This window comes from Aeromicrobium jepli (assembly GCF_047246605.1).
Classification (GTDB): domain Bacteria; phylum Actinomycetota; class Actinomycetes; order Propionibacteriales; family Nocardioidaceae; genus Aeromicrobium.
Genome location: NZ_JBFOKO010000012.1, coordinates 1 through 13,735, shown reverse-complemented (window position 1 = coordinate 13,735; position 13,735 = coordinate 1). Strand labels below are relative to the sequence as shown.

Annotated in this window: 13 protein-coding genes; 6 read left to right on the top strand and 7 right to left on the bottom strand. The window is 73.1% G+C overall.

What is annotated here, in order from left to right; all coding sequences use genetic code 11:
* The first annotated feature begins 55 nt into the window (after nt 1-55).
* A complete protein-coding gene (locus AB3M81_RS16990; protein WP_412905116.1) occupies nt 56-760 on the top strand; it encodes a cutinase family protein in 705 nt (234 codons plus the stop codon).
* On the opposite strand, the gene ligA is transcribed toward AB3M81_RS16990, so the two are convergent.
* Nucleotides 761-3,034 (bottom strand): NAD-dependent DNA ligase LigA, encoded by a 2,274-nt coding sequence (ligA, locus tag AB3M81_RS16985; RefSeq protein WP_412905115.1) that lies wholly within the window; start codon nt 3,032-3,034, stop codon nt 761-763.
* 92 nt (nt 3,035-3,126) lie between these two features.
* Between ligA and AB3M81_RS16980 the strand changes: the two genes are divergently transcribed.
* Complete coding sequence (locus AB3M81_RS16980) at nt 3,127-4,128, top strand: DNA topoisomerase IB (protein WP_412905114.1); 1,002 nt, start codon at nt 3,127-3,129, stop codon at nt 4,126-4,128.
* Between the two features lie 66 nt (nt 4,129-4,194).
* Here AB3M81_RS16980 and AB3M81_RS16975 read toward each other — a convergent pair whose 3' ends face one another.
* Nucleotides 4,195-5,127, bottom strand: coding sequence for a uroporphyrinogen decarboxylase/cobalamine-independent methonine synthase family protein (locus AB3M81_RS16975; protein WP_412905113.1), 933 nt, complete (start codon nt 5,125-5,127; stop codon nt 4,195-4,197).
* Between the two features lie 42 nt (nt 5,128-5,169).
* Here AB3M81_RS16975 and AB3M81_RS16970 point away from each other — a divergent pair, with 42 nt between their 5' ends.
* Nucleotides 5,170-5,697 carry a GNAT family N-acetyltransferase gene (locus AB3M81_RS16970; RefSeq protein WP_412905112.1) on the top strand — a complete coding sequence of 176 codons (528 nt, stop codon included), beginning with the start codon at nt 5,170-5,172 and terminating at the stop codon, nt 5,695-5,697.
* On the opposite strand, the gene AB3M81_RS16965 is transcribed toward AB3M81_RS16970, so the two are convergent.
* Genes AB3M81_RS16965 through AB3M81_RS16945 form a run of 5 tightly spaced genes read right to left on the bottom strand, consistent with a single transcriptional unit; the run spans nt 5,698 to nt 10,030 of the window.
* Entirely contained in the window at nt 5,698-6,054 is a 357-nt protein-coding gene (locus tag AB3M81_RS16965) for a hypothetical protein (RefSeq protein WP_412905111.1), read from the bottom strand.
* Nucleotides 6,048-6,584 carry a hypothetical protein gene (locus AB3M81_RS16960; protein WP_412905110.1) on the bottom strand — a complete coding sequence of 179 codons (537 nt, stop codon included), beginning with the start codon at nt 6,582-6,584 and terminating at the stop codon, nt 6,048-6,050. The genes AB3M81_RS16965 and AB3M81_RS16960 overlap by 7 nt, the downstream gene beginning before the upstream one ends.
* 38 nt (nt 6,585-6,622) lie before the next feature.
* Entirely contained in the window at nt 6,623-7,705 is a 1,083-nt protein-coding gene (locus tag AB3M81_RS16955) for an NAD(P)-binding domain-containing protein (RefSeq protein WP_412905109.1), read from the bottom strand.
* 4 nt (nt 7,706-7,709) lie between these two features.
* Entirely contained in the window at nt 7,710-8,825 is a 1,116-nt protein-coding gene (gene mnmA, locus AB3M81_RS16950; RefSeq protein ID WP_412905108.1) for a tRNA 2-thiouridine(34) synthase MnmA, read from the bottom strand.
* Nucleotides 8,822-10,030: a cysteine desulfurase family protein gene (locus AB3M81_RS16945; protein ID WP_412905107.1), complete on the bottom strand. Its 1,209-nt coding sequence runs from the start codon at nt 10,028-10,030 to the stop codon at nt 8,822-8,824. The genes mnmA and AB3M81_RS16945 overlap by 4 nt, the downstream gene beginning before the upstream one ends.
* 113 nt (nt 10,031-10,143) lie before the next feature.
* On the opposite strand from AB3M81_RS16945, the gene AB3M81_RS16940 reads away from it, so the two are divergent.
* The 3 genes from AB3M81_RS16940 to AB3M81_RS16930 all read left to right on the top strand — a co-directional run bounded on the left by AB3M81_RS16940 (nt 10,144) and on the right by AB3M81_RS16930 (nt 13,644).
* Nucleotides 10,144-11,847 carry an alpha/beta hydrolase gene (locus tag AB3M81_RS16940; RefSeq protein ID WP_412905106.1) on the top strand — a complete coding sequence of 568 codons (1,704 nt, stop codon included), beginning with the start codon at nt 10,144-10,146 and terminating at the stop codon, nt 11,845-11,847.
* Complete coding sequence (locus AB3M81_RS16935) at nt 11,844-12,287, top strand: hypothetical protein (protein WP_412905105.1); 444 nt, start codon at nt 11,844-11,846, stop codon at nt 12,285-12,287. Before AB3M81_RS16940 ends, AB3M81_RS16935 begins: the two co-directional genes overlap by 4 nt.
* A 97-nt stretch (nt 12,288-12,384) precedes the next feature.
* Nucleotides 12,385-13,644, top strand: a complete 1,260-nt coding sequence (locus AB3M81_RS16930; RefSeq protein ID WP_412905104.1) for an HNH endonuclease signature motif containing protein — start codon at nt 12,385-12,387, stop codon at nt 13,642-13,644.
* The last annotated feature ends 91 nt before the right edge of the window (nt 13,645-13,735 follow it).

Sequence of the window (13,735 nt, the reverse complement as noted above, 5' to 3'; positions counted from 1 at the left end):
TAGTCGGCGGGTCGGACACGGCCCGCGCCGGTCGCGATGGGCGAGGATGACGCGCATGCGCAGGACGATCGCGGCTCTCGTGGCCGGCTCCGCCCTGCTCGCGGGGTGCCGGGACGGCACCGGTGAGGACGCTCCCGCGCCGTCGTCCGGATGCCCGGCGGTCGAGATCGTGGGGCTGCGAGGGCAGGGCCAGTCGCTGGACGCCAACGACGGACTCGGGACCGAGGTCCGCCTGATCGCCGACGAGCTCGCGGACGAGCTCTCGTCGCTCGGCTCCGTCCGCACGACCGCGATCCGGCACGCGAGCCGGCTCGGCAGCTGGGACCAGTACGTCGCGGACGTCGAGGACGGACGCTCCCGGCTGCGTGTCCGGATCCGGTCGATCGTCGAGGACTGTCCGGACACCCGGATCGCGGTGGTCGGGTTCAGCCAGGGCTCGCAGATCGCGCGCGAGGAGCTCGCGGCGCGACCCGCGCTGGCCCGGCACGTCGACGTGCTCGTGCTCGTCGGCAGCCCGCTGCGTGATCCGGGCGGGCGCTTCCTGCCGGTGATGCTGCCCGGCGGCATCCCCTCCGGCGGAGGCCGCCTCGGTCCGGGACCCGAGCTGGGACACCTCGGCACCCGGACCGTCGAGGCGTGCCGAACCGGCGACCCCGTGTGCGCCGGGGGCTCGGACGACTCCGTCCACCGGCATGCGTACGAGGACCCGGACGCCGTGCGCGCCATCGCGGGCGCCGCGGCGTCCTTCCTGACCCGCTGACTACAGCGCGGCGGGGCCGCCCTCGAGCAGCTTCTTGAACTGCGCCTCGTTGAGGATCGTCAGACCGAGCTCCTCGGCCTTGGTGGCCTTCGAGCCCGCGTTCTCGCCCACGACGACGTAGTCGGTCTTCTTGCTGACCGAGCCGGAGGCCTTGCCGCCGGCGGCGATGATCGCCTCCTTGACCGAGTCCCGCGTGAAGTCCTCGAGACCGCCCGTGACGACGACCGTGAGCCCGTCGAGGACTCCCCCGCCGAGCGACGCGGCGCCCGGGCCGGGGTGGTCGGGGATCGCGAAGCGGACGCCGGCGGCCTGCCAGCGCTCGACGATCTCGACGTGCCAGTCGACCTCGAACCATGCGATGACCGAGTCGGCGATGATCCCGCCGACGCCCTCGACCGCCGCGAGCTCGTCGCGGGTGGCCGCGCGGATCGCCTCGATCGAGCCGAACCACTGGGCCAGCGCCCGCGCGGCGACCGGCCCGACGTGGCGGATGTTGAGCGAGACCAGCTGGCGCCACAGGTCCTTGGTCTTGGCCTTCTCGAGCTCGTCGAGGAGCACCTGCGCCTGCTTGGACGGCTCGCCGCCCTTGACCCGGAACGGGGTGCGGCGCACGGGCTCACCGGTCTTCTCGTCGACCTTCTCCTCGCCGGTCTCGGCGTCCCGCACCGTGACGGCGATCGGCACGAGCTGCTCGATCGTGAGGTCGAACAGGCCCGCCTCGGTCTCGAGCGGCGCGCCGTCGCCCTGCGTGAGCGCCGCCGCCGTGACCTCGCCGAGCGCCTCGATGTCGAGGGCGCCGCGCGAGCCGATGTGCTCGACCCGCCCGCGCACCTGCGCCGGGCACGCCCGCGCATTGGGGCAGCGCAGGTCGATGTCGCCCTCCTTCATGGGGCGCAGCGGCGTGCCGCACTCGGGGCAGCCCTCGGGCATGACGAAGGCCCGCTCGCTGCCGTCGCGGCGCTCGACGACCGGGCCCAGCACCTCGGGGATCACGTCGCCGGCCTTGCGCAGCACGACGGTGTCGCCGATCAGCACGCCCTTGGCCTTGACGACGTCCTGGTTGTGCAGCGTGGCCTGCCGGACGACGCTGCCGGCCACGCGGACCGGCTCCATCTGCGCGTACGGCGTGGCCCGGCCGGTGCGGCCGACGGAGACCACGATGTCGAGCAGCGTGGTCTGCACCTCCTCGGGCGGGTACTTGTAGGCGATCGCCCAGCGCGGGGCACGGCTGGTCTCGCCCAGCTCGGGGTGCAGCGCCAGCTCGTCGACCTTGACGACGAGGCCGTCGATCTCGTGCTGGAGCGAGTGGCGCTGGCCGCCCAGCTCGGCGACGCGGTCGAGGACGTCGTCGACGCTGTCGAAGACGCGGGTGTTGGGGCTGGTGGGCAGGCCCCACTCGCGCAGCAGGTCGTAGACCTCGCTCTGCGCGGCGACGGGCGGGTTCTCCCAGGCGCCGATGCCGTGCACGTAGAGCGCCAGGACGGCGATGCGCTCGAGGCCGGCCTCGTGCTCGAGACCGGACTTCTTGTCGAGCTGCTGGCGCAGGCCGCCGCTGGCGGCGTTGCGCGGGTTGGCGAAGGCCGGGAAGCGGCGAGCGGCGCTGGCGGCCGCCCGCTCCTCGTCGACGCCGCGCGCGACCGACTCGGCCGTGGCGCGCTCGCGCAGCTGCGCCTGGAAGGCGTTGAGCCGCTCGAACTCCGCGATGCCGATGAAGACCTCACCGCGGACCTCGACGATCGGCGGGTGCCCCTCTCCCGCGAGCCGCTGCGGGATGCCCTCGACCTTGAGCGCGTTGACCGTGACGTCCTCGCCGACGCGGCCGTCACCGCGCGTGGCCGCCGACGTGAGCTCGCCGTTCTCGTAGCGCAGGTTGATCGCGAGGCCGTCGATCTTGGCCTCGGTCAGCCAGCGGACGTCGCGCCCGGCGGCCTTGCGCGTCTTGGCGCACCAGGCCGCGAGCTCCTCGGGCGAGAAGACGTTGTCGAGGCTGAGCATGCGCTCGGCGTGCTGGATCGGGGCGAGCGCCGAGGACACGACGCCGCCCACGTTGAGGGTCGGCGAGTCCTGCCCCTGCAGCTCGGGATGGAGCCGCTCGAGCTCCTCGAGGCGGTGCATCCAGCCGTCGTACGTGGCGTCGTCGACGAGTGACGTGTCCCGCCCGTAGTACGCGTCGCGGGCCTGCTCGATCCGCTCGGTGAGGCCGGCCGCCTCCTCGCGCGCGGCCTCGAGGCCGGGGTCGTCCTGGGGCAGTCCGGAGTCGCGTTCTTCCGCCATGGCGCGAGCCTAGTGCCGCCCACCGACACCGACACGACGACCGCCGAGCCGTCGAGTTGCCGCCGCCGCGCAGGTGCCTAGGGTTGCCGATCATGAGACTGCGCCGCGTCACGACCCGCTCCCGGGGGTGGACCCGCCGGAGGGCCGGACGCGGCTGGACGTACCTAGACGAGGACGGTCGGGTGATCACCGGCGAGGAGCGCGAGCGCATCGAGGCGCTCGTGATCCCGCCCGCGTGGAAGGACGTCTGGATCTGCCCCTGGCCCAACGGTCACCTCCAGGCCACGGGCGTCGACGAGGCCGGCCGGACCCAGTACCTCTACCACCTCGACTGGGTGCGCCAGCGGAACCTGCAGAAGTTCGACCGGGTCAGCCAGATCGCCGAGTCGCTGCCCGACCTGAGGGCCCTCGTGGCCGAGCACATCGCGGACACGAAGGGCAGCCGCGAGCACGCCGCCGCCGTGGCCGTCCGCATGCTCGACTCCGGCGCGTTCCGCGTCGGCAACGACGTGTACGCCCGGCAGGGCAGCTTCGGGCTGACGACGCTCGAGCGGCGCCACGTCCGCGCGAAGGGCGACATCCTCGTGTTCTCGTTCGTGGGCAAGTCCGGCGTGCAGCACCGCGTCGACCTCGACGACATGGAGGTCGTGGAGGCGCTCAACCGCATGCGGCGCCGGCGCAGCGGCGGACCGCGCCTGCTGGAGTACCTGTCCCGCCGGTCCGTCACGCCACTGGACTCCTCCGACGTCAACAACTACCTGCGGGAGCAGACCGGCCTGGAGATCAGCGCCAAGGACCTGCGGACGTGGGCGGCGACCGTCCTCGCGGCCGAGCTGCTGGCGCTGTCGGACGAGCCGGGCGACACGAAGGCATCGCGGGCGCGGGCGGTGCGCAACACGATGACCGAGGTCGCGCTCGCGCTCGGCAACACGCCCACCGTGGTCCGCAGCTCGTACGTCGATCCGCGCCTGGTGAGCCTCTACGAGAGCGGCACCGTGATCCCGCGGCAGTCCTTCGAGGACGTCGTGGACGTGATCGAGCGCCGCCACGCGATCGAGCGCGAGACGCTCAAGCTGCTGCGCAAGGCGGAGTGACCCCGACACGCGGACTCGTTCCTCGCCCTGCCGGTCGGTGGGCGGGTGTGACGAGGCGCGTCGGGCTCACGTGAGTGAGGCGGCGGCGTTCGCGGCGCGCTCGAGCGCCGTCCGCGCGTCACGCGGCGAGCGCCCGGCGAGGCCGCACGCGGGCGTGATCGCACCGCGGTCCGCGAAGGACTCCGGCGCGAAGCCGAGCCGGCCCATGAACTCCTCGACGCGGGCCGCGTCCGTCGCGCCGAACCACAGGTCCGTCCCGGACTCGAACGCCTGCGCCCACGCGTCGGAGGGCTCGGCCAGCGCGAGGTCGAACGCGATCGCCGCGAACCCGGCGCCGGCGAGCAGCGACACCGGCACGTCCGGCGCGCAGCTGTGCACGACCGGCGTCGCGCCCCCGTCACGGATCACGCGCACGACCGGCGCGAGCAGCGCGTCGGCGAGCGGCGTGTCCACGCTGCGGTGCTTGCCGAAGCCGCTCGCGGTCGGGACACGTCCGCCGAGGACGGCGGTGATCGCGGGCTCGTCGACCTGGACCACGAGCTCGCCGGGGAACCGCCGGACCAGCTCGGCCACGTGCTCGGACACGGCCTCGGCGAGCGCCTCGGCCAGCTCGCGCCGGGCCCCGTGGTCCGCGAGCACCTTGTCGCCACGCGGCCGCTCGATCGTGGCCGCCAGGGTCAGCGGACCGACCACCTGCTGCTTGAGGCGCACGGCCTGCCCCGCCAGCAGCTCTTCCAGGACGTCGAGGTCCGCGCGCAGGGCCGCGCGGGCGCGCCGCTGGTCCATCCCCTCCCCCGGCGCGAGCCGCCAGCCGGCGGGCTGCAGGTCGATCGGCAGCGGGAGCAGTCCCGCCGTGCGGCCGATCATCCCCGAGGGCGCGCCCCGGTCGGGCAGCTCGGGCACGAAGACGATCCCCTCGTCGCCGAAGGTGTCGATCACGAACCGCGAGACCGCCGAGAGGTCGTCGCCCGGCATGGATCCGATCCCCGTCGCGCGCATGGCGCCGATTCTCCCTCACGCCCGCCTGTGAGAATCATCCGCGTGACCGTCCGCACCGCCACCGCCCCCGACGTGGCCGCCCTGGCCGACCTCGCCGCCCGCACGTTCCCGCTGGCCTGCCCGCCGGACATGCCCGAGGCCGACATGGCCGCGTTCATCGCGCAGCACCTGTCAGCCGAGCGGTTCGAGCAGTACCTGGCCGATCCGACCGCCGAGGTGCTGCTGGTCGACGACGGCGAGGGCCCGATCGGCTACACGCTGACGTTCGCCGCCGAGCCGTACGACGCGGGCATCGCCGCCCTCGTGCGCCGGCGCCCCACCGTCGAGCTGAGCAAGTGCTACACCGACCCGGCGGTCCACGGCACGGACGTCGCCGGCCGCCTCATGACCTCGGTGCTCGAGCGCGCCGCCGAGGGCGGGGCGGAGAGCGTCTGGCTCGGCGTCAACGGGCGCAACGCGCGCGCCCAGCGCTTCTACGCCAAGCACGGATTCGAGGTCGTGGGCGAGCGCCGGTTCGTCGTGGGCGGGCGCACCGAGGACGACCTCGTGCTGGAGCGCGTGCTGGGCTGATCAGCGCTCGGCGGCGCTGGGCTCCTGCGAGCTCCAGTACCAGCGCGACCACTGGTCGCCCGACGCCGTCACGCAGGAGATGAACACCACGTGGTCCCCGCGACGGCGGGGCTGGTCGGCCAGCTCCGCGACATCCTGGACCGCGGCCGGGTCGTTGACCCAGCACGCGCTCTCGCCGACGCAGCGATCGTCGTAGTAGCCGCGCGCGGAGCACGTGTCGGCGGCGTCGACGTGCGCGTGCTCGGCGTGCAGCTCGTAGTCGAGGGCCGATCCGGCGCCGCGATGGTCGGCGGTGGCCGACGGCGCGGCGGCCAGGCACGCCGTCGCGAGGACGGCGGCCCCGATCAGCCTCAGCACGTCGCTCCCATGTCCGCGACGTCCTCGGTCGACATCTCGTCGACCACGAGCCACGTGCCGTCGACCTGCTTCATCACGCTTCCGGTCAGCTCCCATCCGTACTTGCGGGCGGACCACGGGCGGTCCTCGGCGATCGCGGTCCAGTCGTCGGCGTTCATGCAGGCCAGGACGGTCGCGGAGTCCTCGCTGACCCTGACGCGGACGTCGCGGAACTCGGGCTGACCGACCCGGACGAGGTCGTGGTGGGCGTAGTTGCGCAGGCGCCGCGTCTGCGCCTCGAGCGCCTTGCCGCTGGCGACCTCGGTGAACGCCTCGCCCAGGCGGCCGGAGTTCTCGGAGGCCACGCGGGCGTCCCAGTAGGCGTCCCAGCGCTGCTCGACGAGTCGCTCGGGGCCGGCGCCGGAGTCGGCGAGGTCGACGACCGCGGCGTCGGTCGCCGCACCGTCACCGCCGCCCGCACAGGACCCCAGCATGACCAGCAGCACCGACGCCGAGGCGCCGGTGGAGCGCCGTATCAGGGGTCCGAACACGGGGAACAGTGTAAGAAGGGCGATCCCCCGCTCGTCACTCAGGCCATGACGAGGTCCTCACGGAGGCGTCGCGCCACGGCCCGGGCGGCGACCCGCCCCGCGCGATTCGCGCCGATCGTGGAGGCCGACGGCCCGTAGCCCACCAGCTGCACGCGCGGGTCCACGACCGAGGTCGTCGCGGTCGCCGGGGTGTCCCCGAGCTGGATGCCGCCGTACGGCGAGCGCAGGCGCAGCGGCGCGAGGTGGTCGATGTCGGGACGGAACCCCGTGGCCCACAGGATCACGTCGACGCGCTCGAACGTGCCGTCGGCCCAGCGGACGCCGTCGGGCTCGATCCGCTGGAACATCGGCCGCCGGTGGTACGCCCCGAGCCGGGCCGCCTCCTGCTCTTGGGGCCGCAGCATGAGTCCCGTGACGCTGACGACGCTGCGTGGCGGCAGGCCCCGGCGGACCCGCTCCTCGACGAGCGCGACCGCCTCGCGGCCCTCGACCTCGCCGAAGCCGCCGGCACGCCACACCGGCTCGCGCCGCGTCACCCACAGGGTGTCCGTGACGGGACGCAGCGCGCCCAGGAACTGTACGGCCGACGCCCCTCCCCCGACCACGAGCACGCGGCGCCCGCGGAACGCCTCGGGCCCCGGGTAGTCGATGGTGTGCAGCTGCTCGCCGGCGAACGTGCGGATGCCCGGGTAGTGCGGGATGAACGGCCGGCGCCACGTGCCCGTCGCGTTCACGAGGGTGCGTGCCCGCCAGGTGCGCCCGTCGGCGGCCTCCACCCGCAGCAGGTCGTCCTCGTCGCGGACGGAGCGCACGTCGACGGGACGCATGACGGGCAGCTCGTGTCGCTCCTCGTAGTCGGCGAAGTACGCCGGCACGAACGTGTTGGCCCGTTCGGCGCCCACGGCGTCCGGCAGCGGCTGGCCCGGCAGGTCGGCGACGCGGTGCACGTCGTTCATCGTGAGCGCGTCCCAGCGGTGCTGCCACGCGCCGCCGGCACGATCGTTGGAGTCGAGCACGACGTGGCGCACGCCGCGCCGCTGCAGGTGGAACGAGGTGGACAGGCCCGCCTGACCCGCGCCGATCACGACGCAGTCGAGGACGTCGGGGCGCAGCTCGTCCACGGGCTCACCGCGCGGCGGGGGTCGCGGACTCCGGGGCGCGGGCCGTCCGGGCGATCGTGGCCGAGCCGACGACCCGCGTGCCGTCGTAGACGACGCAGGCCTGGCCGGGCGCGATGCCGACGGCGGGGTCGAGCAGCACGACGCGGACGGTGTCGCCCTCGACCCTGAGCGTGGCGCGGTGCTCGTCGCCGTGGGCGCGCAGCTGGACGGTGCAGGCCAGCTCGCCCGCGGGCGGCTCGTCGCACCACAGCGGCTTGATGCCCTCGATCGTCGTGATCGCCAGGTGCTCGCGCGGGCCGACGGTGACGGTCCGGCTCACGGGCTCGATGTCGAGCACGAAGCGCGGCTTGCCGTCGGGCGCCGGTACGCCGAGCCGCAGGCCACGGCGCTGGCCGATGGTGAACGCGTAGGCGCCGTCGTGAGTGCCGACGGTGGCGCCGGTCTCGTCGACGATCGGGCCGGGCTGCGGACCGAGCTTGTCGGCCAGCCAGCCGGCGTTGTCGCCGTCGGCGATGAAGCAGATGTCGTGGCTGTCGGGCTTGTGGGCGACCTGGAGCCCGCGGCGCTCCGCCTCCTCGCGGACGAGCGACTTCGGGTCGTCGCCGAGCGGGAACACCGAGCGGCGCAGCTGGTCCTGAGTGAGCACGCCGAGCACGTAGGACTGGTCCTTGCCGTGGTCGACGGCGCGGTGCAGCTCGACGACCTCGCCCGTCGGGCCCTCACGGGTCACGAGGCGGGCGTAGTGGCCCGTCACGACGCCGTCGAAGCCGAGCGCCACCGCCCGCTCGAGGACCGCCGCGAACTTGATCTTCTCGTTGCAGCGCAGGCAGGGGTTGGGGGTGCGGCCCGCGGTGTACTCGGCGATGAAGTCGTCCACGACCTCGTCGGCGAACTCGTCGCTCATGTCCCACACGAAGAACGGGATGCCGATCGCGTCCGCCGCGCGGCGGGCGTCGCCGGCGTCCTCGATCGAGCAGCAGCCGCGCGCACCCGTGCGGTACGAGCGCGGGTTCCGGCTGAGCGCGAGGTGGACGCCCGTGACGTCGTGACCGGCGTCGACGGCGCGGGCGGCGGCGACGGCCGAGTCGACCCCGCCGGACATGGCGGCGATGAGCCTCATGCCGACCGGCTCCGCACCAGGCCGGCGGCGCGGGCGCGCTCGTGGACGGCGGGCAGGACCTCGAGCAGGCGGTCGACGTCGGCCTCGGTCGAGGAGTGGCCAAGACTGAAGCGCAGCGACCCGCGCGCGGCGGCCTCGTCGAAGCCCATCGCGAGCAGGACGTGGCTGGGCTGCGGCACCCCGGCCTGGCAGGCCGAGCCGGTGGAGACCTCGACCCCCTGCGCGTCGAGCAGCATGAGCAGGGCGTCGCCCTCGCAGCCGGGGAACGTCACGTGCGCGATGTTGGGCAGGCGGTGCTCCGGCCCGGGCCGGGGGTCGCCGTTGACGACGGCGTCGGGGATCAGGCGGGTGACCCCGTCGACGAGGCGCGTCCGCAGCCGCTCGATCCGCTCGACGGCCTGGGCCTGGCGCTGGACCGTGAGGTCGAGGGCCGTGGCGAAGCCGGCGATCATCGCGACGCCGACCGTGCCGGACCGCACGTCGCGCTCCTGTCCCCCGCCGTGCAGCAGGGGCGTGACGTCCACCTCGCGACGGATGACGAGCGCGCCGACGCCGACGGGACCGCCGAGCTTGTGCGCCGTGACCGTCATCGCGTCGAGGCCGCTGGCGGCGAAGTCGAGCGGCAGGTAGCCCGCGGCCTGTACGGCGTCGGAGTGGACCGGGATGCCGTGCTCGTGCGCGAGCGCGACGACCTCGTGGACGGGCTGGATCGTGCCCATCTCGTTGTTGGCCCACATCGTGGTGATGGCCGTGACGTCGTCGGGGTTCGCCGCGATGGACTCGCGCAGGGCGTCCAGCCGCACACGGCCCTGACGATCGACGGGAGTGACGTCGATGCGTGCGCCCTCGTGGGCGGCCAGCCACGTCACGGGATCGAGCAGCGCATGGTGCTCGATGGAGCTGAACAGGACCCGGTCGCGGTGCGGGTCGGCCGACCGGCGCGACCAGTACAGGCCCTTGATGGCGAGGTTGTTGGCCTCGGTGCCGCCGGAGCAGAAGACGACCTCGCTGGGGCGTGCCCCGAGCCGCTCGGCGATGAGCTCGCGCGACTCCTCGACGACGCGGCGGGCGCGGCGGCCCGACTCGTGCAGGCTCGACGGGTTGCCCGTCCGCCGCATCTCGTCGTGCATGACCTCGACGGCCTCGGGCCACATGGTGGTGGTGGCCGCGTGGTCGAGGTAGACGCGAGCGGGGGTCGTGGACATCGCCTTCCAGCGTAGTGGGGAGCCACGAACCCGCCGCCGGGCCCGTCCACCGCGAGGGTTGCCGCCCTGACGGGCCTTTCGTACATTGGCCGGACATCGTCGAGGGGGGACGCATGCGGGTCGAGCTGCAGGCCGCGGCGCTGCTCGCGGCCCGGAGCGAGGCCGAGCGCCTGGCCGAGGCGGTCGAGAGCGGCGCCCGCCGCGCCGATGCCGCGAGCCCGATCCTGCTGCCGAGCCTCGCGCCGCTGCCCGCGAAGGCCACATGGCTGCGCGAGCAGGTGCCGATGCTGGACGACCTCGCGGCGCTGGCGATCCTGCTCGACGATGACGGCGACGGGCACGCGGCCGTCACCGTCCCGCGGGACGCGTGGTCGCCGTCGGACCTCGTGCGCGAGGCCGGCGACCAGCGCTTCGGCCCCGGATTCGTCGAGGCCACGGGCCTGACCGGGCGCGAGCTGGCGTCGCTGCTGCAGACGCTGGGCTCGGTCGGACGCGACGTGCCCGAGGGCTCGGTGATGACCGCCGCGGAGCTGCGCGACTTCGTCATCGACCACCCCGCGGTCGCCGCGGCCCTCCAGGCGACCGTCCCGCTGGGCGACGGGCCCGCGGGCACCCTGCGCTCGCTGACCGGCGCGTTCGTGACGGCTCCCGGCGGCGTGGCCGCCGTGTACGAGCAGCGGCGGCTCGACGCCCGCGACCTGTTCGAGGGTCTCTCCCCCGAGCACGCCGCGATCCTCGCGATGACCTATCCGTCGATCGTCGGCAACCTGGCCGGCGTCCCCTTCGCGAACCGCGCGCACGCCAACACCGTGAATGTCGTCGCGGCGCTCGCGGACGAGCGGCGCGAGCTGGCCGGGCTGCGCGACCAGCACGAGGAGAACCAGGGCGACTGGGACTTCCTCGGCCGCAACAACGACGACCTCGAGGGACCGATCGAGGACCTCGAGAGGCGGATCTGCCTCTACGAGTCGATCCTGTCCGACGGCCGGAGCATCGTGTACTTCGATCCCGCCGGCGACGGGGCGATCGCCGAGCTGCACGGCTCGATCGATGCCGGCACCGACAATGTGGGCGTCCTCGTGCCCGGCACCACGGCCGACCTGGCCAACTACGACAAGGACCTCGCGCCCCGCTCCCGCGGCTTCCAGAACGGCGACTCCTCCGGCGGACTGACGATGATCAGCTGGATGGGCGGCGACCTGCCCGACAGCATCGCCACGGACGCCCCCGATCCGAGCTACAGCCTCGACCTCGGACCTCGGCTGGCGGACTTCTCCAGGGACCTCGACCTGGAGATCTCACGCTCCGACGGGGCGGGCGCACGGGTCACCGTCGCCGGTCACTCGTACGGTGGGGCCGTGGTCGGACGGTCGGAGCTGAGCGGTCTGGTGGCCGACCGCGTGCTGCACATCGAGTCCGCCGGCATGGGCCACGACGTCCACGACGCGGGCGACCTGCCGTCGTCGCAGTCCGGCGTCGACCGCTACTCCATGACGGCGCCCGACGACTTCATCAGCCTCACGCAGGGCGTGCAGGTGGGCGACATCGGCCACGGCGCCGACCCGGACGACTTCGCCGGCACCGTCCGGCTGCACACGGGCGACAAGGTCGACGGCACGCCGAACACGGGGATCGCCTCCCACTCGGGCGTCTTCCAGCAGCGCAGCGACGCGTGGGACAACATGCTGGCGGTGTTCCGCGGCGGCGAGATCGAGACGTACCGCTCGCCGCACTACGAGCACGTGTACACGGGCCACGGCGTGGCCACCTATCAGGACGGCTGGAACGACGACGGCGAGAGGATCGACATCGAATGAGGCGGCTGATCGCGATGATCGTCGCCTGCGGTGTGCTGGTCGCAGGCTGTGGCAAGGAGGACGACATGACCGTGCAGGAGCGTGCGGAGGCGCGTGCCGCGCAGGCGCGTGCCCACATCGACGACCTGGCGAGCCGGGTGGGCAGCGCGCCCCAGGTGGTCCAGGACGAGCTCGCGTCGTGCGACCCGAGCACCGACGAAGGGCTCGACCTCATCTACGTCGTGCACCTCACGGCGGACGACGGGTCGGTCGAGCGGCTGCAGGGCGAGGTCGCCGACCACTTCGCGGCCGAGGGCTGGGAGGTCGAGCGCGCCCCCGGTGATCGCGAGCGACGGATCGTGAGCGTCCGCTTTGCGAAGGACACGTTCACCATGGGCGCGGAGATCAGCGAGCGGACGGGCAGGGCGGTCGTCAGCGGCTCCGGCGGCTGCGTCCGCTGAGACGTCTCACATCACGAGAACATTTCATTGGGCCTTTCTTCGGGGCCCACTCTATTGGATATGATGGGAGCACCAGTTCGGGTGAATCGGGGGATTCGTGAACGTCATCGGTGGGCTCCAGTCAGGACAGCGGTTCCTGGCTGACGCGCGCGCTCGTGACCTCACGCTCCTCTCCCCCGCAGATCTCGCGAGCGAGACGGCCGCCGTGCAGGCGCTCGAGCGTGAGGCCGCCGCGTTGAAGATGGCACTGCTGGCCGAGGCGAACCGGCAGCAGGCCCACAAGACCACCGATGCGGTCGACATGACCGGGTTCGTCGCCCGCGAGGCGGGCGTGACGCGTCGCGAGGCCGCGCAGCAGGTGCGCCTCGCCGAACGCATCGAGGCCGCGCCTCGGGTGAAGGACGCGTTGGCGAAGCCGGGCATGTCGACCCAGAAAGCCGCGATCGTGACCAGCGCCCTCGCCGACCTGCCGGCCGACCTGACCCGCGACCAGCGCGACCGCGTGGAGGCGGACCTGACCGAGGCGGCTCAGGTGATGTCGGCCGAGCAGCTCCGCCGCAAGTCTCGTCGCGCGATCGAGGTAGTGGACGTGGACCGTGCTGATCGGATCGAGAACGACCGCCTGACGCGGGACGAGAACGCGCAACGGCGACTCTCGGAGTTCTGGATCGGACGTCCCGACGAGGAGACCGGGCTGGTGCCGTTCGGCGGCAAGACCGATCAGCTGACCGCAGACGTGCTGCGTGCGGTGATCGAGTCCAAGACCGCGCCGCGCAAGCGAAGCGAGCCGCACGGGTCGTTCACGTCCGTCGAGAAGGCCGGTGAGGCGTTCGCCGAGGTCGTGCGGCACCTGCCGCGCGAGGCCTACGGGAACCATGGCGGCGTCGCCGCGACGCTCGTTGTCACGGTGGACGAGGCAACGCTGCGCGGGGAGACCGACCGGGCGGGTGCGACCGAGTTCGGCACCCCGGTCAGCGCGGGCGAGCTGCGCAAGCTGGCGTGCGACGCGGCGATCCTGCCGACGGTGACGAACGGCAAGTCCCAACCACTCGACATCGGTCGAGCACAGCGACTCCACACCGAAGCCCAGCGCCTGGCCCTCGCCCAACGCGACCAAGGGTGCGCGTATCCCGGGTGCGACCGGCCACCGGGATGGTGCGAAGCCCACCACGCGATTCCGTGGTCAGAGGGCGGACCGACCAACACCGAGACGGGCGTGCTCTTGTGCGCTCACCATCACCGCTACGTGCACAACGTCGGCATACCCATCCGGTTCACCGAGGCCGTGCCCGAGTTCAAGATCCGCGGCGAATGGGTCCAGAACCGGCGGTATCGGCCCCTGCCCATCTCGGCGTGATCTCGATACACCGGTCTCGCTAGCTGTAGTTCCCCGTGAGGTTGTGAACGCGGTCTGAGGGCGTGAGGCCGCCGATGCCGGTGTGGGGTCG